This window comes from Neorhizobium sp. AL 9.2.2, from assembly GCF_013317225.1.
Lineage (GTDB): Bacteria > Pseudomonadota > Alphaproteobacteria > Rhizobiales > Rhizobiaceae > Neorhizobium > Neorhizobium soli.
The window spans coordinates 777,829-797,337 of sequence record NZ_JAALXU010000003.1 but is presented as its reverse complement, the minus strand read 5'-3'; the positions used below and the strand labels follow the sequence as shown (position 1 = coordinate 797,337).

Below are 19,509 nucleotides of genomic sequence, written 5' to 3'. Positions count from 1 at the left end.
CATGGATGAGCCCAAGAAAAAGCCGCCGCTTGCCGGCATTCGCGTTCTCGAACTGGCCCGCGTGCTCGCAGGCCCCTGGGCCGGCCAGATGCTGGCCGATATGGGTGCCGATGTGGTCAAGGTCGAAAACCCTGACGGCGGCGACGATACCCGCGCTTGGGGCCCTCCCTTCGTCGAAAGCGTCGACGGCGAAAACCTCTCTGCCGCCTATTACCATTCGACCAACCGGGGAAAGCGGTCGATCGCGGTCGATCTCAAGACCGAAGAAGGCCAGGACATCGTCCGCCGCCTCGCCGCGCAGTCGGACGTCCTGATCGAGAACTTCAAGGTCGGCGGCCTCAACAAATACGGGCTCGACTACGAGAGCCTGAAGGCGATCAATCCGAAACTGGTCTATTGCTCGATTACCGGTTTCGGCCAGGACGGGCCCTATGCGAGCCTTGCCGGCTACGACTATATCGTCCAGGGCATGTCCGGCTTCATGTCGATCACTGGCGAACCCGACGGCCAGCCGATGAAGTCGGGCGTCGCCATCGCCGACATCTTTACCGGCATCTATTCCGTCACCGCCATCCAGAGCGCGCTGATCCACGTCATGAGGACGGGCGAAGGCCAGCATATCGACATGGCGCTGCTCGATGTCATGTCGGCGGTCCTTGCCAACCAGAACATGAACTACCTGATATCAGGCATCTCGCCGGTCCGCCTCGGCAACGCCCATCCGAACATCTCTCCTTATGAGGTGATCAACGTCCAGGACGGCTACATCATTCTCGCCGTTGGCAATGACGGCCAGTTCCGCCGCTTCTGCCGAATTCTCGGCATCGAGCATGTGGCAGACGACGAGCGGTTTTCCACCAACAAGGCGCGTGTCGCGCACCGGATCGAGGTCCGCAGTCTGCTGATCGCCGAGACGATCAAGTGGACCAAGGCTGATCTCCTGTCCGCCTGCGGCGACAATGCCGTGCCTGTCGGACCGATCAATTCGATCGGTGAAATGTTCGAGGATCCCCAGGTCAAGGCGCGCGGTCTGCGTGTCGATCTGGAGGCCGCCGACGGCACCGTCATTCCCGGCGTCCGCAGCCCGATCGTGCTATCGGAGACGCCGCTTGCCTATCACCGGCCGAGCCCGAACGTGGGCGAGCACACGGCCGAAATTCTTGCCGAACTGAATATGATCGAGAAGGAACGCAATCGATGAAAACGGGTGGAGAACTGATCGTCGAGGCACTGAAGGCAAACGGGGTCAGCAGAGTGTCCTGCGTTCCGGGCGAGAGCTATCTCGCCGTGCTCGATGCGCTCTATGAAAGCGGTATCGAGGTTCTCGTCTGCCGCCAGGAAGGCGGCGCCGCGATGATGGCCGACAGTTGGGGGCGCCTGACGGGCGAACCCGGCATCTGCATGGTCACCCGTGGCCCAGGCGCCACCAACGCCTCTGCGGGCCTTCACATCGCCAAGCAGGATTCGATCCCGATGATCCTGTTCATCGGCCAGATCGGCCGCGACATGAAGGAACGCGAAGCCTTCCAGGAAGTCGAATACCGCCGCGCCTTTACCGAGTTCGCCAAATGGGTCGGCGAGATCGACGATGCCCGCCGCATTCCGGAATTCGTTACCCGCGCCTTTGCCGTCGCCACCTCCGGTCGCCCCGGCCCGGTCGTGCTGACACTGCCCGAGGACATGCTGACGGAAGCCGTCGAGGCGGTTCACGCCCGCCCCTATACCCCGGTCGAAAGCCATCCCGGCAAGAGCCAGATCGCGACCTTCGACGAGATGCTGCGCAATGCCCGCCGGCCGATGGTGATCCTTGGCGGCACCCGCTGGGACGAGAAGACGGTTTCGGATTTCCAGGATTTCGCCAGCCGCTTCAAGCTGCCGGTCGGCTGCTCATTCCGTCGCCAGATGCTGTTTGATCACCTCCATCCATCCTATGCCGGCGATGTCGGCATCGGCATCAACCCGGCGCTTGCGCATGAAATAAAGGACAGCGATCTCCTGATCCTCATCGGCGCCCGCATGTCGGAAATGCCGTCCTCCTCCTATACTCTTCTCGACATTCCCTACCCCAAGCAGACCTTGGTCCATGTCTACCCGGATCCGGAAGAGCTTGGCCGGATGTACCGCCCGGATCTGGCGATCTGCGCGGCACCGGCGGAATTCGTCGCAGCCATCAAGGATCTGCAGCCGCCGGCGCTGCCACTCTGGACCGAGCGCAAATCGTCGATGCACGATTCCTATCTGAAGTGGTCGACGCCCCCGAAAAGCGGCCCCGGCGACGTCCAAATGGGACCGATCATGGCCTGGATCGAGAAAAACGTTCCGACCGACGCGATCTTCACCAATGGCGCCGGCAACTATGCCACCTGGGTGCACCGCTACCACCGGTTCCGGAAATACAACACGCAGTCGGCACCGACATCAGGATCGATGGGCTACGGCCTTCCGGCGGCGGTCGCGGCAAAGCAGCTGTTTCCGGAACGCGAAGTCGTCTGCTTTGCCGGCGATGGCTGCTTCATGATGCATGGACAGGAATTCATCACCGCCGTCCGCTACGGATTGCCGATCATCACCGTCCTCGTCAACAACGGCATCTACGGCACGATCCGCATGCATCAGGAACGGGAATATCCCGGCCGCGTGTCGGCGACGGATCTCGTCAATCCGGATTTCGTCGCCTATGCGCAAGCCTTCGGCGGGCATGGCGAACTGGTCGAGAAGACGGAGGATTTCGGTCCCGCCTACCTTCGGGCCCGCGCAAGCGGCAAGCCAGCCATCATCGAAATCAGGCTCGATCCGGAAGCGATCACGCCGGCCAAAACGCTGACGCAGATCCGCAACAGGAACTGAAACGGCGGCATCTGAGCAGTCGACGGGTGGAACATTTCGCCGGCCATGCCGTTGATGGCGCATGGCAAATGACACAAAACGCAAAGCACTGGGCGGCATGACGACCTTCGTCGCCGTCATCTTTTTTATCGGTCTCGCACTCGCGGCTTACTACTTCATCGGCATGACGCCGGGCGAGCCGTGATCCCAAGGGATAATCGACACAAAAAGGGGGCCGGTTTTCACCGGCCCCCTTTTTTCATGGTCACACGAACTGAATGATCAGATCGCCGCGGTAACGATGAATTCGACCTTGTACTTAGGTGCAGCAAGCTTGGCTTCGCTGGTGGCGCGGGCTGGTGTATTGGCCGGATCGACCCATGCTTCCCAGGCTGCGTTCATTTCGGCGAAATCCGCGATGTCGGAGAGATAGATCAGGGTCTGCAGGATCTTCGACTTGTCGGAACCGGCAGCGGCAAGCAGACGATCGACTTCGGCGAGCGCGTCCTTGCACTGTTCGGTAACGCTGTCGCCTTCGCCAACCTGGCCGGCCAGATAGACGGTGTTGCCGTGGACGACGGCGCCGCTCATGCGGGCGCCGGGCTCGATACGCTTAATGCTCATAAAATGCTCCTGAATGCTGAGCTTCGGAAATGCAGGGCGTGGCAAGCCGCGACCCTGCGTGGGAAAGGTTTGAAACCGATCAGCCGCGCAGGCGCGAGCTCTGTTCGTAGATAGCCGTCGAGCGGGCGCCCGAGCGGCAATAGCCGAGCAGCGGCTTGGGGAAATCTTCGAGCACGTCGAGCATCTCGGTCACGCCTTCCGGTGTCAGGCCCATACGACCGACGGGGATATGGCGGATGTCGAGACCGAGCTCCTTCGCGCGTGCCTCGATCTCGGCAAAGTCCGGCTGGCCGGGCTCTTCCTCGTCGGGGCGGTTGCAGACGATGGACTTGAAGCCGAGCGCCTTGATCTGGTCGAGGTCTTCGACCGTGATCTGGCCTGAGACCGAGTATTCGTCGTTGATCTCGCGGATATCCATGGCAGAGCCTCCATTCTCGATAGGGGGCAAGCTTTACGATGCACCCCGGGGAGCGTCAATCGCCAAGCGGCCTTTTACGCAAACACGAAGCGCAGGCCGTAGTCGACGCTTTCGCCGGGTTGAAGCCATTTCAGCTCGCCTGACGCCTCCAGTTCGCCGCGGGTGGCCAGCCGGTGCGAGACCGGCTCGATCCCCAGCACATGCGCCGGCTGCTTCTGGTTGCGCCACATCTGCAGGTATGGAAGCGTGTCGCTCTTAAAGCGCACTTTGAGCGTGAGACCACCGAGCGCCGCGATCGGTCCCAGTGCCAGTTCCGCCCAGGGATCGCCGCCCGCTGCCGGCACGCAGAACACGCTCCCTGGCTCGGGCCCGAAATTCCAGGGCATCTCTTTTTGCTCGAACATCGCGCTCGAAAGACTGACGTTGTCGTCCAGCAGCCAGGCCCCGATATTCATATGGTACATATGCACCCGGGCGATGGCTTTCGTGCCGGTATTCGTCACCCTGTCGGACAGGCAGACTTCACCCGTTGCGCCATCAATCCGCCAGTGGCGCTCCAGAAGCACCGATCCGCCCTCGGCGGTTAGAACCGCGATGCGCGCCCGGCATTCGGCATCCTCCTGCATATCCCAGAATACGATCTCGGCCGGGTGCGACGAGTAGGAGCCGTGCAGCGGAAATCTCGCGCCATCGGGACGACCGGGTATGGGTTCGGGATGACGGATGTGGTCGGGACCGCAGGTAAACAAAAACCCTTCCAGCGAATGGTCGATTCGCGGATCGCCATCGTCAGGAATGGCCCGGCCGGGCGCGATGTCGACGCCGCCGACGAAACACGCGCCGATATCCAGCACCGATCCCTCGTCCAGAGTGAGCTTCGGCCCGTTTCCTGCTGAAAACGCTTTCATAAAACCTCCCTCACGGCGCCTCTCGCCGGATCGTGATCGAATTTAACCATCGGTTCATAACGAATTCACTTTTCTCACGGTAAAGTCGAAATTACGTTGTCTATGGCACCAGATACGGAGTCGGGAACCATATGCGCATTTCCCCGCTTACCGTAGACGGAATAATTTCTTTCGGTGGAAACGTGAAGCGTCTCATTCTCGCAAGTATCAGCCTAATGGCAATATCAGCAGCCTTCGGGCCATCGTCGGCGCAGGCTCAGAGCGGATATCGCTATCAGCAGCAGACGACCCTCGTGGCACCTGATGGCGCCATACTCGACTACATGCCGGATCCGCGCGACGTGGTGATCAGCCGCGACGGTATGGGCCGCCGCGTCTATCTCGATCGCCGCGGAAACATCGTTGCGACCGAAACGCGCCAGGATGCCTACCGCCCCCAGCAGGCGGAATATCCGCCGGCGCCGAGTGGCTACCGCAACCGTCGCGACACCGTCTATCAGCCGCAGGATCAGTATCCGCAAGACCAGGGCGGATATCAGGATTACCGCCAGTATCGTCCCGGCGAAGAACCGGGTGCCGTGACCGGGTCGATTGCCGGCCCCGGTTCGATTACCCGCGAGCCTCTTACCAACGATGCACTTCCCGGCATCGACGAGAACTATTCCGAGCCCGAAGAAGCCTCGATCGACCCGAATGCGGGCTCGCAGCTTCCGGCACCGCAGCATGATGCCAAACCGGTCATCACCGTCACCAAGAAGCCGCAGGCCGAGATCGCCGCACTCCAGGTGTTTCTTGACCGCGAGGGCATCTCGCCCGGTGTGATCGACGGCCATCTTGGCGACAACGTCAACAAGGCGATCGCCGCCTGGCAGGAAATGACCGGCGAGACGCTTGATCCGAACAATTCCGAAGACATCATGCAGCGCCTGACCTATTCGGGCGGCCTGCCGATCATCGATTATACGATCACGGCCGCGGACGCTGCCGGACCATATGTTGCGTCTATCCCGGAAGACTACGCTCACAAGGCCACTCTGCCGGCGATGTCCTACACATCCGTGACCGAAAAGCTCGCCGAGCAGTTCCACATGGATGAGAACTACCTGAAGTCGCTCAACCCGAACGTCGACTTCACCATTCCCGGCATGACCATCAAGGTGATCAACCCCGGCACGCCGAAGACCGGACAGGTGACGCGGATCGTTGCCGACAAGTATCGCAAGCAGGTCTTCGCCTACGGTGAAGACGGTGTGCTGATTTCGGCTTATCCGGCCACGATCGGTTCGAGCGATACGCCATCGCCGTCGGGCAACCATACGGTCCAGCGCATCGCGCTCGATCCGGGCTACACCTACAATCCGAAGATCAACTTCACACAGGGCAACAACACCCAGATCCTGCAGATCCCTCCGGGTCCGAACGGCCCGGTGGGCACGGTCTGGATCGCCTTGTCGAAACCCACCTACGGCATTCACGGCACGCCGGAGCCTTCCAAGATCGGCAAGACCAACAGCCACGGCTGCGTGCGCCTCACCAATTGGGATGCGACGGAACTTGCCAAGATGGTCAAGCCCGGCACGACCGTCGAATTCCTCGAGTAGGTTTTGCCAGACTTTACAACGCAAAAAGCCTCTCCGGCAAACCGGAGAGGCTTTTTTTATGGCTACGTTGAATTGGCTTCAGGCGGCGTTGCGGCGAAACGGAAACAGTTTCGATCCCATCGAGCGCACGACGCGGACAGGCATCATGCGCATCACTTCCTGAGCGAAACTGCGCGCATTGTCTTTTGCCTTGTCGACATTGCTGACCTTTGTCGCGTCGAGCGTGTGCAGGGTTCCGCCGGTCTCGAACAATTCCTTGAACGCGACCCGTTCGCCGATCGACGTCTCCAGCACATTGACGCCCTTGGCCGCCAGCAACCCCTTGATCGCCAGCATGGCTCGCGTCGTTACCATCGAGGTGACACGGGTAAGGACGACGGAATGGGGAATGTCGAGCTTGGCCTTGTCCTTCATCTGCGCGAGCAGATCGAGAATCTGTGCTGCGCCCTTCGCATCCATCGCCGAGCCCTGGACCGGGATGATGACGTGGTTGGAAAGCCCGATTGCAGTGGTTACCAGCGCGTCTCGCGCGCCGGCAAGATCGATGATGAAGTAGTCGGTCGAAGATGCCATCTCGCGCAGGTGGCATGGAAGCGACGCCGTCGTGACTTCTGAGATCACCGAGAGGTTGGGCACGGGGCCAGAGATCTCGCACCACTGGCTGATCCACTTCTGCGGATCGGCATCGATGATCGTGATGCGAAATCCCTGGTGGGCGAGTTCCGTGGCAAGCAGCAGGGCTGCAGTCGTCTTGCCGGCACCGCCCTTGGCATTGGCAAATGAAATTACGGGCATTCTCGGTCCTTGATGAAATAGAGCCGCATCGCTCACCACCACGCCGCTTCATGCGCAGTTAACGTATTCTTCATGAACTTGGTTAACGAGACGTAAATTAAGGGTTAACGCATATTGCCTGTCACATTTCAGCATGCCGACCTAAAAAGGCTGAGAACGCAAATGTGGCCCGCGAAGCGATCGCGGGCCACGTGTTGATCACGGATGTCTAGGGATCAGACCAGCGCCGCCGCCTGCTTGTGCTCCATCGCGAACTCTTCTTCCGGCGAAAGGATCAGACGATGGCGGCCAACAAGCGCGAAATAGGCGATCGCGACTGCAAACCAGATCACCACCCAGACGACGCCCTTGAAGAAGTTGGGATCCTGAACCTGATAGAGAAGCGTCACCACTGCGATGACGATCGTCAGGACGGCACCCGGGATGCCCAGTGGAGACCGGAACGGCCGCTCGATATTGGGCAGTTTTTTGCGCAGGATGATGAACGAGATCGCCTGCATGATGTAGGAGAACATCGCGCCGAACACCGCCATGTTGAGCAACACGCTGCCGATGGCGCTGCCGCCTGCTTCCGCACCGAGCGAGAACCAGATGACCAGCATCACGGCAAGACCGACCAGCGCTCCAGCCAGCATCGCGACGTAGGGCGTCTTGTAGGTCGGATGCGTGACCGAGAGCGCCGTCGGGAAATAGCCGGCCCGTGAGAGCGAGTAGATCTGGCGACCCTGTGCATAGAGGATCGTATGGAAGCTGGCGATCAGACCCGTCAGCGCCACCAGACCGAGGATAACGACGCCGCCGTCGCCATAAACGGACTTGAACCCGTCGAGAAGCGGCTCCAGCGCCGTACTCAGATGAAAGGCGCCGACACCCGGCAGAGAGGGATTGAGGAGCACTATCATGAAGGCCGACAGCATCAGCGTCATCATGCCGAGGATGATGCCCTTCGGCATGTCACGCTTCGGATCGACCGATTCTTCTGCCGCCAGCGGCAACTGTTCGATGGCAAGGAACAGCCAGACCGCGAAGGGGAGCGTTGCAAGCACGCCTGTGATCCCGAACGGGAACCAGTCGCCATTGCCTTCAGGCAGTTCGATCGCTGCACCATCAGGTCCGACGCCGATGTTCAGCGCCCAGCGGGAAAAGTCCATGTTGGGGATGGCGCTGACCCAGAAGAACACCAGCACCGCCAGCGAAACGATCGTGATGACCAGCGTCACCTTGAACGACAGTTCGAGGCCGAACACGTTGAGCGCTAGGAAGATGATGTAGAACAGGATCCACAGGATCGGCGAGTAGACGGGATCGAGGCCGAGGATCGAATTCACATAGGCCGTAATGAAGGTAACGATGACGGCGGGCGTGAGCACGTATTCGACGTTCTCGCAGAGCCCTGTAATGAAGCCGCCCCAGGGTCCCATCGCCGTTCGCGCAAAGGAATAGGCAGCACCCGTGTGCGGCAGCGCCGGGCTCATCTCGGCGATCGAGAACGTCAGGCCGAGATACATGACGGCGATGATGATGCCGGCAACCAGCATCCCTCCCCATCCGCCGGTCGCGAAACCGAAATTCCAGCCCGAGAAATGCCCTGAGATGACGGCGCCGACGCCGAGCGCCCAAAGCGACCAGACCCCTGCATAGCGCGAAAGCCCGCGCTTTTCGAAATAGGCAGCATCCGCCTTCTTGTAGCTGACGCCCGCTGATGAACTTTCCATGCCTTCTCTCCTGATCAAAGAAATAGGCAGCGAGGCCGTCCGGCCCGCCGTCCCCGTCCATTCCGGATCCGCCCGCTTTTGTCGGTGTCGGTATCCCGCAGCTCTGGCTGTTCCCCTGGTCTCTCAGTAAACCGGCTGGAGAGTTCCCACACCGGCCCGTCGAAAGCCTGCCTCGACCGTAGGCGGCTTCGTTTCGAATAAACTCGTTCATAGTCTAGGTCGTGAAGTCAGTGCCGGACGCGATGACTGTCCTTTGATCCCGCCGACATCGGTCTTGAAGCGATTTCGTGAAGTATGAACACGCATTAACCACGACGAGAATTCTTCACTTCCGCCGCGTCGTCAACGGTAATCTCAAATCTCCTCCATAGGCCCCGTTGACTCGGTCCTGGAAACGAATGTTAATCCTGTCACAAACCGGCGCAGACCGGAGGGAACGGCTTTCGTATGACCGGCAGGATTGACCAGTGATGACAGGGCAAACACGATTGCCGTGTCCGAGCGCAGTTCCCTCCGGACAAACGGATTCAATTGGTGAGGGATATCTTCTAAATTCCTGAAATACAGGCCTGATTTCTAGCATGCGCTTGGAATGCGCGCTGTCACATACGATACACACAATGGCTCTACGAGTCGCGCCGAGACGCTCAACCCCAGGAGGACACCCGTGCTCAAGAACGCCCATCGTCTGCTGTCTCTGACGACAGCAGTCCTCATCGCTTCCACCAGCCTTGCAGCAGCCGAGCCGAGCGCGGAACTGATCGCCGCCGCCAAGAAGGAAGGCGCGCTGACCACCATCGCCCTGCCCCACAGCTGGTGCGGCTACGGCGACGTGATCGCCGGCTTCAAGGCAAAGTACGGAATCGAAGTCAACGAACTGAACCCGGACGCGAGCTCGGGCGACGAAATCGAAGCCATCAAGGCCAACAAGGGCAACAAGGGCCCGCAGGCTCCTGACGTGATCGACGTTGGTCTGTCCTTCGGCCCGTCCGCCAAGGCCGAAGGCCTGATCCAGCCTTACAAGGTTTCCACCTGGGACTCGATCCCGGCCGAAGCCAAGGATGCTGAAGGCTACTGGTACGGCGACTATTACGGCGTTCTCGCGTTCATGGTGAACAAGGATCTCGTCAAGGAATCGCCGAAGGACTGGAAGGATCTTCTGAAGTCCGACTACGCGAACGCCGTCGCACTCGCCGGCGACCCGCGCTCTGCCAACCAGGCTGTCCAGGGCGTCTATGCTGCCGGTCTCTCCGCCGCTAAGGGCGATGCCGCCAAGGCTGGCGAAGAAGGCCTGAAGTTCTTCGCAGAACTCAACAAGGCCGGCAACTTCGTTCCGGTCATCGGCAAGGCTGCCCCGTTCGCACAGGGCTCCACCCCGATCATCATCGCCTGGGACTACAACGCTCTGTCCTGGGGCGAAAGCCTGAAGGGCAACCCGCCTTACGAAGTCGTCGTTCCGCAGTCGGGCGTCGTCGCGGGCGTCTATGTGCAGGCGATCTCCGCTTTCGCACCGCATCCGAACGCTGCCAAGCTGTGGATGGAATACCTCTATTCCGACGAAGGTCAGCTCGGTTGGCTGAAGGGCTATTGCCACCCGATCCGGTTCAACGATCTTGCCAAGAACAACAAGATCCCGAAGGCACTGCTCGACGCCCTGCCGCCGGCCGCGTCCTATGAGAAGGCCGTATTCCCGACACTCGAAGAGCAGGCTGCCGGCAAGACCGCGATCACCACGAAGTGGGATTCCGTGGTCGGCGCCAACGTCAAGTAATCTAGCCTAGACGGCCTTCCCGCTCCGCTTTCATGGGCGCGGGGAGGCCTTTTTCCTCCTCCGACAGAAACACTGGATTCATGTCCACCGCATCATCGTCCTTCATCGACCGCCGTACCGTCGTCGATTGGCTCGGCGTCGCGCCGTTCATGATCTTCGCGTTGATGTTTCTGATCGTCCCGACTTTCTATCTCGTCGTCGGCGCCTTCTTCACGCCCGAGGGAACGTTCACCTTCAAGAATATCGCAGACCTGTTCACGCCGACAATCCTTTCGGCCTACTGGATCTCGATCAAGGTCTCCTTCGCCTCATCGCTCGGTGGCGCGATCATCGGCTTTGCGCTCGCCTGGGCAATCGTTCTTGGTGGCCTGCCGTCCTGGATCCGATCGAGCCTCCTGACTTTCTCCGGTGTCGCCTCGAACTTTGCCGGCGTGCCCCTCGCCTTCGCCTTTATCGCCACGCTCGGCCGCACAGGGCTCGTGACCGTCTTCATGCGCGACTGGTTTGGCTTCAATCTCTATTCGACCGGCTTCAATCTCCTCTCCTTCGTGGGCTTGACCCTCACCTACATGTTCTTCCAGATCCCGCTGATGGTGCTGATCCTCACCCCGGCACTCGACGGTCTGAAGAAGGAGTGGCGTGAAGCCTCCGAGATCCTCGGTGCCTCCACCTGGCAATATTGGCGCATGGTGGCGATGCCGATCCTGTGGCCAAGCCTCCTCGGCACCAGCCTGCTTCTGTTCGCCAACGCCTTCGGCGCGATCGCGACGGCCTATGCGCTGACCGGCTCCTCGCTCAACATCGTACCGATCCTGCTTTATGCGCAGATCCGCGGCGACGTGCTGCACAATCCGAACCTCGGCTATGCGCTGGCACTCGGCATGATCGTCATCACAGGCGTGTCCAACGTCTTGTACATCTGGCTGCGCATGCGCGCCGAACGCTGGCAGAAGTGAGGATGCGCGAGATGAAGATGACAAAATTCTTCGCCTGGCTCGCCATCGCCGTCGGCGTCATCTACTTTTTCGTGCCGCTGCTCGGCACGTTTGAATTCTCGTTGCGCATGCGGCGCGGCGAATACTCGTTCGATGCCTACGACTCGGTGTTTTCGGATGCCGCCTTCCGGGCAACCTTCGGCTTCTCCATGCTGATGGCGCTGCTCACCATCATCTTCGGCATGCTGCTGATCGTGCCGACGGCCTACTGGGTCAGGCTGCGCGTCCCCCAGATGCGACCGGTGATGGAGTTCATCACGTTGATGCCGCTGGTCATCCCGGCGATCGTCATCGTCTTCGGATATCTCAGGCTCTACAATTCGTCGTCCTACATCCCGTTCACCGGTTCGACCTTCGGCACCAACGTGCTTCTGGTCATGTCCTACATCACCCTGTCGCTGCCCTACATGTATCGCTCGGTCGATACGGCGATGCGCACCATCGACGTTCGAACCCTCACGGAAGCGGCGGAAATCCTTGGCGCCAAATGGCCGACGATCCTGTTTCGCTGCATCTTCCCGAACGTGATGTCGGGCGTGCTGTCGGGCGCCTTCATCACCTTCGCGATCGTGATGGGCGAGTTCACCATGGCCGCCCTCCTCAACCGACCCGCATTCGGTCCCTATCTCCAGCTCGTGGGCGCCAATAAGGCCTATGAGCCTTCGGCGCTCGCCGTGATCGCCTTTGCAATCACCTGGCTTTCGATGGGCCTGCTCCAGCTCGTTTCCCGTTTCAGCAAGATGGCACCCTCCCGGGCTTAGGGACTGCGCCTCAAGGATTTTCACCTCATGTCGTTTCTCGTTCTCGACGGTATCAAGAAAAGCTTCGGCCAGACGCAGGTCGTCAAGGACTTCCATATGGCGATCGAGAAAGGGGAATTTGTCTCCTTTCTCGGACCGTCCGGTTGCGGCAAGACCACGGTTCTGAGGATGATCGCCGGGTTCGAGAACCCGAGCGACGGCACGATCTTCATCAACGGCCGCAACCAGTCGGGCCTGAAAACCAGCCAGCGCAATATCGGCATGGTGTTCCAGGCCTATGCCCTGTTTCCCAACATGAGCGTGTTCGACAACGTCGCCTTCGGCCTCAAGGTCGCTGGCATGTCGAAGGCGGATATCGACGCCCGCGTGAAGGAAATGCTGAAGCTGATCGGCCTCGAACATCTAGCCGACCGTTACCCGTACCAGATGTCCGGCGGCCAGCAGCAACGCGTCGCGCTGGCGCGTGCGCTCGCGCCGAAACCGCAGGTCCTGCTGCTGGATGAACCGCTGTCGGCGCTCGACGCAAAGATCCGCGTATCCCTGCGTGAGGAGATCCGCCAGATCCAGATGAAGCTCGGCATCACCACGGTCTTCGTCACCCACGATCAGGAAGAAGCACTGTCCATCTCGGATCGGATCGTCGTCATGAACGCCGGTCGCGCCGACCAGATCGGCACGCCGTCGGAGATCTACAACCGCCCGGCCACCCGCTTCGTCGCATCGTTTGTCGGCACGCTCAACATCATCGATGCGATCGTCGTCGATCCGGCCGCCAACACCATCCGCATCGGCGACAACATCATCACGCTGCGCGAACCGATCGGCGCCTTGAACCAGGGCGACACCGTTTCGATCGCGCTGCGCCCCGAAGCTGGCTCGCTGTCTGAGAGCGCCACGGGCGATACGGCTTTGACCGGCACCGTCGTCTCGACGCATTTCTTAGGGTCCGTCGTGCGCACCAGGTTTACCGTGGGCGGCAACCAGATCTCGTTCGACATGTTCAACGCACCGGACAAGGTCCTGCCGCAGCCCGGCGAAACCGTGACCCTGCGCTTTGCCGCAAGCGACCTGCTGGTGGTCAAGGAATAGGCGCAGCGCGCCGCGATCGGAAAATGCTCGATCGCTAACAATACAGCAATATCAAACAGAAGAAGCCGGCAAGTGATTCAACTTGCCGGCTTCTTGATTCAATCTGTGAACATGGCGGCAGACCGCCTAAGCGGCATCCTCGACCGCGGTCACATTGGTCGGGATATAGTTCAGCACCGGGCCGAGCCAGCGTTCGACTTCCTCGATGGCCATGCCCTTGCGGGATGCATAATCCTCGACCTGGTCCCGTTCCACCTTGGCAACGCCGAAATAGTAGCTGGCGGGATGGCCGATATAGAAGCCCGAGACGGATGATCCCGGCCACATCGCATAGCTTTCGGTCAGCGTCACGCCTGTCGCCTTGGTGGCATCGAGCAGCCTGAACAGCGTTTCCTTTTCCGTATGGTCGGGTTGCGCCGGATAGCCGGGCGCCGGACGAATGCCGGCATATTGCTCGTGGATCAACTCGTCGCTCGTGAGCGTCTCATCCGGCGCATAGCCCCAGTACTCCTGGCGCACGCGCTGGTGCATGCGTTCGGCAAACGCTTCCGCAAACCGGTCGGCGAGCGCCTTGACCAGGATCGACGAGTAATCGTCGTTCGCCCGCTCGAACCGTTCGGCAATCGCCACTTCCTCGATACCGGCTGTCACCACGAAGCCGCCGACATAATCGGCCTTGCCGCTCGAAACCGGTGCCACGAAATCCGACAGCGCCACATTCGGCCGTCCGTCACGCTTGGAAAGCTGCTGGCGCAGCGTGAAAAGCGTCTCGAGCTCCGTGCTGCGCGTCTCGTCGGTGTACAGCTTGATGTCGTCGCCAACAGCGTTGGCCGGCCAGAAGCCGATCACCGCCTGAGGCCGGAACCACTTCTCCGCAATGATTTTCTCCAGCATCGCCTGCGCATCCGCAAACAGATGACGCGCGGCCTCGCCCTGCTTTTCGTCCTCGAGAATGGCCGGATAGCGACCCTTCAGTTCCCAGGTCTGGAAAAACGGCGTCCAGTCGATATAGGTCGCGAGTTCCGCCAGATCGTAGCCTTCGAACACTTTCGTGCCGAAGAACTGCGGTGGCTTCGGATCGTAGGATGTCCAGTCGACCTTCTCGGCATTGGCACGGGCGCGCTCGATCGGCAGCCGCTTCTTGTCCGCTTCAGAACGGGCATGCGCCGCTGCGACCTTCGCATATTCGCCGCGGATCGTCTCGACATAGCCATCCTTCGCGTCCGGCGACAGAAGTGCCGAGACGACGCCGACGGCGCGCGAAGCATCCGTGACATAGACGGCCTGGCCCCGCTCATAGCGCGGATGGATCTTGACGGCCGTGTGCACCCGGCTGGTCGTGGCACCGCCGATGAGCAGCGGCACGTTGAAACCCTGCCTCTCCATTTCGGCTGCCACATGCACCATTTCATCGAGCGACGGCGTGATCAGGCCCGACAGGCCAATGATATCGACCTGCTCGGCAATTGCCGTTTCGAGGATCTTCGTCGCCGGCACCATCACGCCGAGATCGACGATCTCGTAATTGTTGCAGGCGAGCACGACGCCGACGATGTTCTTGCCGATATCGTGGACGTCGCCCTTGACGGTCGCCATCAGGATCTTGCCGGCAGTCTTGCGCTGGTCGCCGCCGTTGAGGCGCTTTTCCTCTTCCATGTAAGGCAACAGCACCGCAACCGCCTGTTTCATCACGCGGGCGGATTTCACCACCTGCGGCAGGAACATTTTGCCCGAGCCGAACAGATCGCCGACCACATTCATGCCGGCCATCAGCGGCCCCTCGATGACATGCAGCGGCCGCGCAGCTTGCAGCCGGGCCTCTTCCGTATCGGCATCGATAAATTCGGTGATGCCGTTGACCAGAGCATGCGACAGCCGCTCTTCGACCGAGCGTTCGCGCCAGGCCAGATCCTGCACCCTTGCTTCCTTGCCGGGGCCGCCGCGATATTTTTCGGCCACTTCCAGAAGCCGCTCGGTCCCGTCGGCGCGGCGGTTCAGCACCACGTCCTCGCAGGCATCGCGCAGTTCCGGATCTATGTTCTCGTAGATCGCCAGCTGGCCGGCATTGACGATGCCCATGTCCATACCCGCCTGGATGGCGTGGTAGAGGAACACGGCATGCATCGCCTCGCGCACCGGCTCGTTGCCGCGGAACGAGAAGGAGAGGTTCGAAACGCCGCCGGAAATATGCACCAGCGGCATGCGCTCGCGGATGGTGCGCGTCGCCTCGATGAAATCGACGCCGTAATTGTTGTGTTCCTCGATCCCGGTCGCCACCGCAAACACGTTCGGATCGAAGATGATATCCTCAGGCGGAAAGCCTGCCTGCTCGGTCAGGATCTTGTAGGCGCGGCTGCAGATCTCGACCTTTCGGTCATAGGTATCCGCCTGCCCCGTCTCGTCGAACGCCATGACCACGACGGCTGCGCCGTAATTGCGGATCAGCTTGGCATGCGCCAGGAACTTTTCCTCGCCTTCCTTGAGCGAGATCGAGTTGACGATCGGCTTGCCCTGAACGCATTTCAGTCCACCTTCGATGATCTCGAACTTCGAGCTGTCGATCATGACGGGAACGCGCGCGATATCCGGCTCGGCGGCGATCAGGTTGAGAAACTCGATCATCGCCTGGCCCGAATCGATCAGGCCCTCGTCCATGTTGATGTCGATGACCTGCGCGCCGTTCTCGACCTGGTCGCGGGCAACAACCAGCGCTGCCGCATAATCGCCGGCGGTGATCAGCTTGCGGAATTTGGCCGAACCGGTGACGTTGGTGCGTTCGCCGACATTCACGAACGGAATGTCCTTGGTCAGCGTGAAGGGCTCGAGGCCCGACAGCGACATGAACGGCGAATGCTCCGGGATCTCACGCGGCTTGTGCTTGGAGACGGCTTCGGCAATCGCGCGGATATGCTCCGGCGTCGAGCCGCAGCAGCCGCCGACGACGTTGACCAGACCTTCGCGGGCGAATTCCTCGACCTGCTTCGCCATCATCTCAGGCGTCTCGTCATACTGGCCAAACTCGTTGGGCAGGCCGGCATTAGGATAGGCGCAGATGAACGTGTCGGAAACGCCCGACAGTTCCTGCAGGTGCGGACGCATCGCATCTGCCCCGAGCGCGCAGTTGAGGCCGATCGTGAACGGGTTCGAATGGCGCACAGAGTTCCAGAACGCAGACGGCGTCTGGCCGGACAGCGTGCGTCCGGAAAGGTCGGTGATCGTGCCCGATATCATGACCGGCAGGCGAATGCCCTTTGCCTCGAAGCGCTCCTCACAGGCAAAGATCGCGGCCTTGGCGTTGAGCGTATCGAAGATCGTCTCGATCAGGATGATATCGGCACCGCCGTCGATCAGACCGTCGATCTGCTCGCCATAGGCAATCCGCAGGTCGTCGAAAGAGACAGCGCGGTAGCCCGGATTGTTGACATCGGGGGAAATCGAGGCCGTCCGGTTGGTCGGGCCGATGGCGCCGGCCACGAAACGGCGGCGGCCGTCTTCCTTTTCGGCGCGGATCGCGGCGCGGCGGGCAAGCCGTGCCCCATCGCGGTTGAGATCGTAGACAGCGCCTTCCATCTCGTAATCCGCCTGGGCGATACGGGTAGAGGAAAACGTGTTGGTTTCGAGAATATCGGCGCCGGCCTTGGCGTAACGATAGTGGATATCCTCGATCGCCTGGGGCTGCGAGAGAATCAGAAGGTCGTTGTTGCCCTGCTGGTGACAGGCGCAACCGATAAAGCGTTCTCCACGAAAATGGTCTTCGTTGAAGCCGAGCCCCTGGATCTGGGTGCCCATGGCGCCATCTATCACGAGAATGCGTTCGCGTGCGGCGGCCTTTAGCGCTGCAAGGATTTCCGCACCGTCGCGGCGATCGCCTTCGGGACCGAAGAGTTCATCAAACAAGGGACACACTCCTGAACAGCATCAAACGGTATTCATAATCATATAAAGATGCGTTTATATGATGTCCAGCCGTCGTGCCGTGAGTAATAAACGAATTGTCGATGACAGGCCATACTCCTCACGGTATAGCCTTGAAGCAGAATGCAAAAGGGAGAGAAGCATGAGCGACGCGGGCCAGGTATCGAAATTCTGGAGCGATCTGCCCTACCACCGGCGCTGGCTGCTGCAACAGGCTGACGGCCTGTTCGATTTCTTCCAACACAGGGCCATCAACCCCAAGGGCGGCTTCTTCGATCTCGATCCTACCGGCAACCCGCTCCCCGGCGACAATCCCGTTCGCGGCATTCACGCGTCTGCCCGCATGGTGCACTGCTATTCTATCGGCTATCTCTTGGGACGTCCGGGTACGGGCGACCTGGTCGACCACGGCATGAATTTTCTCTGGAACGGTCACCGCGACCAACAAAACGGTGGCTATGCCTGGTCGATGAACGACGATGGCCCGGCCGACAGCAACAAGCAGGGTTACGGCCATGCTTTCGTGCTTCTCGCCGCATCCTCTGCCAAGGTCGTCGGCCATCCGCTGGCCGACGCGATGCTCGCCGACGTTACCGACGTGCTGGAAACGCGGTTCTGGGATCGCGAACACGGCGCCATCGCCGAAGAATTCGCGTCCGACTGGTCGCCGATCGACGGTGGCAGCTACCGCGGCCAGAACTCAAACATGCACCTGACCGAAGCGCTGATGGCGGCCTTTGAGGCAACCGGCGAACGGCATTATTTGGATAAGGCCGAAAGCATTGCAGACCTCGTCATCCGCCGCCTTGCCGGCAGCGTGGGCTTCCGTGTCGCCGAGCATTTCGATACCGACTGGCAGATCGACAAGAACTACTACCACAAGGACGAGATGTTCCGCCCGGCCGGCACGACACCTGGCCACTGGCTTGAATGGGCCCGCCTGACGCTGCAACTGTGGACGCTTGGCGACAAGAAGCACGCCTGGATGCCGGATGCGGCCAAGAACCTGTTCGTGCAGGCCATGTCACTCGGCTGGGACAAGGAAAAAGGCGGCTTTTTCTACACACTCGACTGGGACGACAAGCCCGCCAAGACCAACAAGCTCTGGTGGCCGATGTGCGAGGGCGCGGCAGCGGCCCACTTCATCAACCAGCATCTGCCGGCCGACAGCTTCTACGAAGACAGCTACAGGCTGATCTGGGGCACCATCGCCAACAAGTTCATCGACCACAAGAACGGCGGCTGGCACGAGGAACTCACGGAAGATCTGGCGCCGGCTCACACCCTGTTTCCCGGCAAGGGCGACATCTATCACGCGCTGCAGGCATGCCTCATCCCGCTGTTTCCCGCGGATGGCAGCCTGACGAAGATGATCGTGGAGGCGGACGGCCGAATCTGACGGCCGGTTCCGCCGGTCAGCCAGCCGAGACCATCGAGCGGATCAGCGATACAAGGCTGTCGTAGTCATAGGGCTTGGTCACCAGGCCCGAACGCGACAGGCCTTCGGCGCCTTCGACATTGCGATCGCCCGTCGCGAAGATGACCGGGAGATCCGGAAATTGGGCGCGGAGTTTGATGGTCAGTTGCAGGCCTGTCATGTCGGGCAGATGCACGTCGGTAACCAGGATATCGACCGGCTGCTCGGAGGCAAGGCCCAGCGCCTCACCCGCTGTGCCGGCTTCGACGACGCCCATGCCGGCATCCTGCAGGAAATCGGCTGTAGAGATGCGGATCAGGGCTTCGTCTTCTACGAACAAAACCTTGATCGGTGCGGCGCGCCCTTCATTTGCTTCGGCGGCTACGGTCGACATATCAAATTCTCCGGCAGCAGCCATGGCTGCGTGTGTGTTACCAGTCTGATTCTGGTTGATAACCTAGCGGAATGTTTAGGCCAAGGCCCAGCCTTATCGGGTTTACCGATCAATTGCACGCCGGGATGAACAGGGTTCCGGAGCGAATGCGCGGTTTCTCTGACATATGGTGAAAAGCATGTGTATGAAGACCCCTCCCTGATTTGCCCGTTGGACGCTGCATTTAAGCCTGTGCTACAACGCGTTCAAGACATCCGCGCCCGTCTCTCCGCGCGCCTGT

The 19,509-nt window shown here is 60.6% G+C and carries 16 protein-coding genes; 9 read left to right on the top strand and 7 right to left on the bottom strand.

Features of this window, described 5'->3' with window-relative positions; genetic code table 11:
- Position 1 precedes the first annotated feature (1 nt).
- The 3 genes from G6K99_RS10535 (at position 2) to G6K99_RS23410 (ending at position 3,031) form a co-directional block, all read left to right on the top strand.
- Positions 2 to 1,201: a CaiB/BaiF CoA-transferase family protein gene (locus G6K99_RS10535; protein WP_174196501.1), complete on the top strand. Its 1,200-nt coding sequence runs from the start codon at positions 2 to 4 to the stop codon at positions 1,199 to 1,201.
- Positions 1,198 to 2,847 carry a thiamine pyrophosphate-binding protein gene (locus tag G6K99_RS10530; protein WP_174196500.1) on the top strand — a complete coding sequence of 550 codons (1,650 nt, stop codon included), beginning with the start codon at positions 1,198 to 1,200 and terminating at the stop codon, positions 2,845 to 2,847. The genes G6K99_RS10535 and G6K99_RS10530 overlap by 4 nt, the downstream gene beginning before the upstream one ends.
- A 61-nt stretch (positions 2,848 to 2,908) precedes the next feature.
- On the top strand, positions 2,909 to 3,031 hold the full coding sequence (locus tag G6K99_RS23410; protein WP_256413794.1) for a hypothetical protein: 123 nt from the start codon (positions 2,909 to 2,911) through the stop codon (positions 3,029 to 3,031).
- A gap of 77 nt (positions 3,032 to 3,108) precedes the next feature.
- On the opposite strand, the gene G6K99_RS10525 is transcribed toward G6K99_RS23410, so the two are convergent.
- From G6K99_RS10525 to G6K99_RS10515, 3 genes are all read right to left on the bottom strand, one after another.
- Complete coding sequence (locus G6K99_RS10525) at positions 3,109 to 3,450, bottom strand: RidA family protein (RefSeq protein ID WP_174196499.1); 342 nt, start codon at positions 3,448 to 3,450, stop codon at positions 3,109 to 3,111.
- Between the two features lie 79 nt (positions 3,451 to 3,529).
- Complete coding sequence (locus tag G6K99_RS10520; protein WP_174196498.1) at positions 3,530 to 3,868, bottom strand: TIGR01244 family sulfur transferase; 339 nt, start codon at positions 3,866 to 3,868, stop codon at positions 3,530 to 3,532.
- A 74-nt stretch (positions 3,869 to 3,942) separates the two neighbouring features.
- On the bottom strand, positions 3,943 to 4,776 hold the full coding sequence (locus tag G6K99_RS10515) for a DUF4432 family protein (RefSeq protein WP_174196497.1): 834 nt from the start codon (positions 4,774 to 4,776) through the stop codon (positions 3,943 to 3,945).
- 182 nt (positions 4,777 to 4,958) lie between these two features.
- Here G6K99_RS10515 and G6K99_RS10510 point away from each other — a divergent pair, with 182 nt between their 5' ends.
- Positions 4,959 to 6,377: a L,D-transpeptidase family protein gene (locus G6K99_RS10510; RefSeq protein ID WP_174196496.1), complete on the top strand. Its 1,419-nt coding sequence runs from the start codon at positions 4,959 to 4,961 to the stop codon at positions 6,375 to 6,377.
- Between the two features lie 78 nt (positions 6,378 to 6,455).
- On the opposite strand, the gene G6K99_RS10505 is transcribed toward G6K99_RS10510, so the two are convergent.
- Both G6K99_RS10505 and G6K99_RS10500 read right to left on the bottom strand, forming a co-directional pair.
- A complete protein-coding gene (locus tag G6K99_RS10505) occupies positions 6,456 to 7,172 on the bottom strand; it encodes a ParA family protein (RefSeq protein ID WP_062456077.1) in 717 nt (238 codons plus the stop codon).
- 215 nt (positions 7,173 to 7,387) lie between these two features.
- Positions 7,388 to 8,887, bottom strand: coding sequence for an amino acid permease (locus G6K99_RS10500; RefSeq protein ID WP_062456074.1), 1,500 nt, complete (start codon positions 8,885 to 8,887; stop codon positions 7,388 to 7,390).
- 667 nt (positions 8,888 to 9,554) lie between these two features.
- Between G6K99_RS10500 and G6K99_RS10495 the strand changes: the two genes are divergently transcribed.
- The 4 genes from G6K99_RS10495 to G6K99_RS10480 all read left to right on the top strand — a co-directional run bounded on the left by G6K99_RS10495 (position 9,555) and on the right by G6K99_RS10480 (position 13,503).
- On the top strand, positions 9,555 to 10,658 hold the full coding sequence (locus tag G6K99_RS10495) for an ABC transporter substrate-binding protein (RefSeq protein ID WP_062581155.1): 1,104 nt from the start codon (positions 9,555 to 9,557) through the stop codon (positions 10,656 to 10,658).
- An 80-nt stretch (positions 10,659 to 10,738) separates the two neighbouring features.
- A complete protein-coding gene (locus tag G6K99_RS10490) occupies positions 10,739 to 11,614 on the top strand; it encodes an ABC transporter permease subunit (RefSeq protein ID WP_174196495.1) in 876 nt (291 codons plus the stop codon).
- Positions 11,615 to 11,625: 11 nt separating this feature from the next.
- Entirely contained in the window at positions 11,626 to 12,414 is a 789-nt protein-coding gene (locus tag G6K99_RS10485) for an ABC transporter permease (protein ID WP_174196494.1), read from the top strand.
- A gap of 27 nt (positions 12,415 to 12,441) precedes the next feature.
- Complete coding sequence (locus tag G6K99_RS10480) at positions 12,442 to 13,503, top strand: ABC transporter ATP-binding protein (protein WP_174196493.1); 1,062 nt, start codon at positions 12,442 to 12,444, stop codon at positions 13,501 to 13,503.
- Between the two features lie 126 nt (positions 13,504 to 13,629).
- Here G6K99_RS10480 and metH read toward each other — a convergent pair whose 3' ends face one another.
- Positions 13,630 to 17,400, bottom strand: coding sequence for a methionine synthase (gene metH / locus G6K99_RS10475; protein ID WP_174196492.1), 3,771 nt, complete (start codon positions 17,398 to 17,400; stop codon positions 13,630 to 13,632).
- A 160-nt stretch (positions 17,401 to 17,560) separates the two neighbouring features.
- Between metH and G6K99_RS10470 the strand changes: the two genes are divergently transcribed.
- Complete coding sequence (locus G6K99_RS10470; protein WP_174196491.1) at positions 17,561 to 18,817, top strand: AGE family epimerase/isomerase; 1,257 nt, start codon at positions 17,561 to 17,563, stop codon at positions 18,815 to 18,817.
- A 16-nt stretch (positions 18,818 to 18,833) separates the two neighbouring features.
- Here G6K99_RS10470 and G6K99_RS10465 read toward each other — a convergent pair whose 3' ends face one another.
- A complete protein-coding gene (locus G6K99_RS10465; RefSeq protein ID WP_062456056.1) occupies positions 18,834 to 19,229 on the bottom strand; it encodes a response regulator in 396 nt (131 codons plus the stop codon).
- Positions 19,230 to 19,509 lie beyond the last annotated feature (280 nt).

Coding starts and splice junctions, on each gene's coding strand:
- G6K99_RS23410 (WP_256413794.1), top strand. CDS start 2,909: ATGGCAAATGACACAAAACGCAAAGCACTGGGCGGCATGACGACCTTC.
- G6K99_RS10465 (WP_062456056.1), bottom strand. CDS start 19,229: ATGTCGACCGTAGCCGCCGAAGCAAATGAAGGGCGCGCCGCACCGATC.
- G6K99_RS10485 (WP_174196494.1), top strand. CDS start 11,626: ATGAAGATGACAAAATTCTTCGCCTGGCTCGCCATCGCCGTCGGCGTC.
- G6K99_RS10490 (WP_174196495.1), top strand. CDS start 10,739: ATGTCCACCGCATCATCGTCCTTCATCGACCGCCGTACCGTCGTCGAT.
- G6K99_RS10530 (WP_174196500.1), top strand. CDS start 1,198: ATGAAAACGGGTGGAGAACTGATCGTCGAGGCACTGAAGGCAAACGGG.
- G6K99_RS10505 (WP_062456077.1), bottom strand. CDS start 7,172: ATGCCCGTAATTTCATTTGCCAATGCCAAGGGCGGTGCCGGCAAGACG.
- G6K99_RS10480 (WP_174196493.1), top strand. CDS start 12,442: ATGTCGTTTCTCGTTCTCGACGGTATCAAGAAAAGCTTCGGCCAGACG.
- G6K99_RS10525 (WP_174196499.1), bottom strand. CDS start 3,450: ATGAGCATTAAGCGTATCGAGCCCGGCGCCCGCATGAGCGGCGCCGTC.
- G6K99_RS10470 (WP_174196491.1), top strand. CDS start 17,561: ATGAGCGACGCGGGCCAGGTATCGAAATTCTGGAGCGATCTGCCCTAC.
- G6K99_RS10500 (WP_062456074.1), bottom strand. CDS start 8,887: ATGGAAAGTTCATCAGCGGGCGTCAGCTACAAGAAGGCGGATGCTGCC.
- G6K99_RS10520 (WP_174196498.1), bottom strand. CDS start 3,868: ATGGATATCCGCGAGATCAACGACGAATACTCGGTCTCAGGCCAGATC.
- G6K99_RS10535 (WP_174196501.1), top strand. CDS start 2: ATGGATGAGCCCAAGAAAAAGCCGCCGCTTGCCGGCATTCGCGTTCTC.
- G6K99_RS10515 (WP_174196497.1), bottom strand. CDS start 4,776: ATGAAAGCGTTTTCAGCAGGAAACGGGCCGAAGCTCACTCTGGACGAG.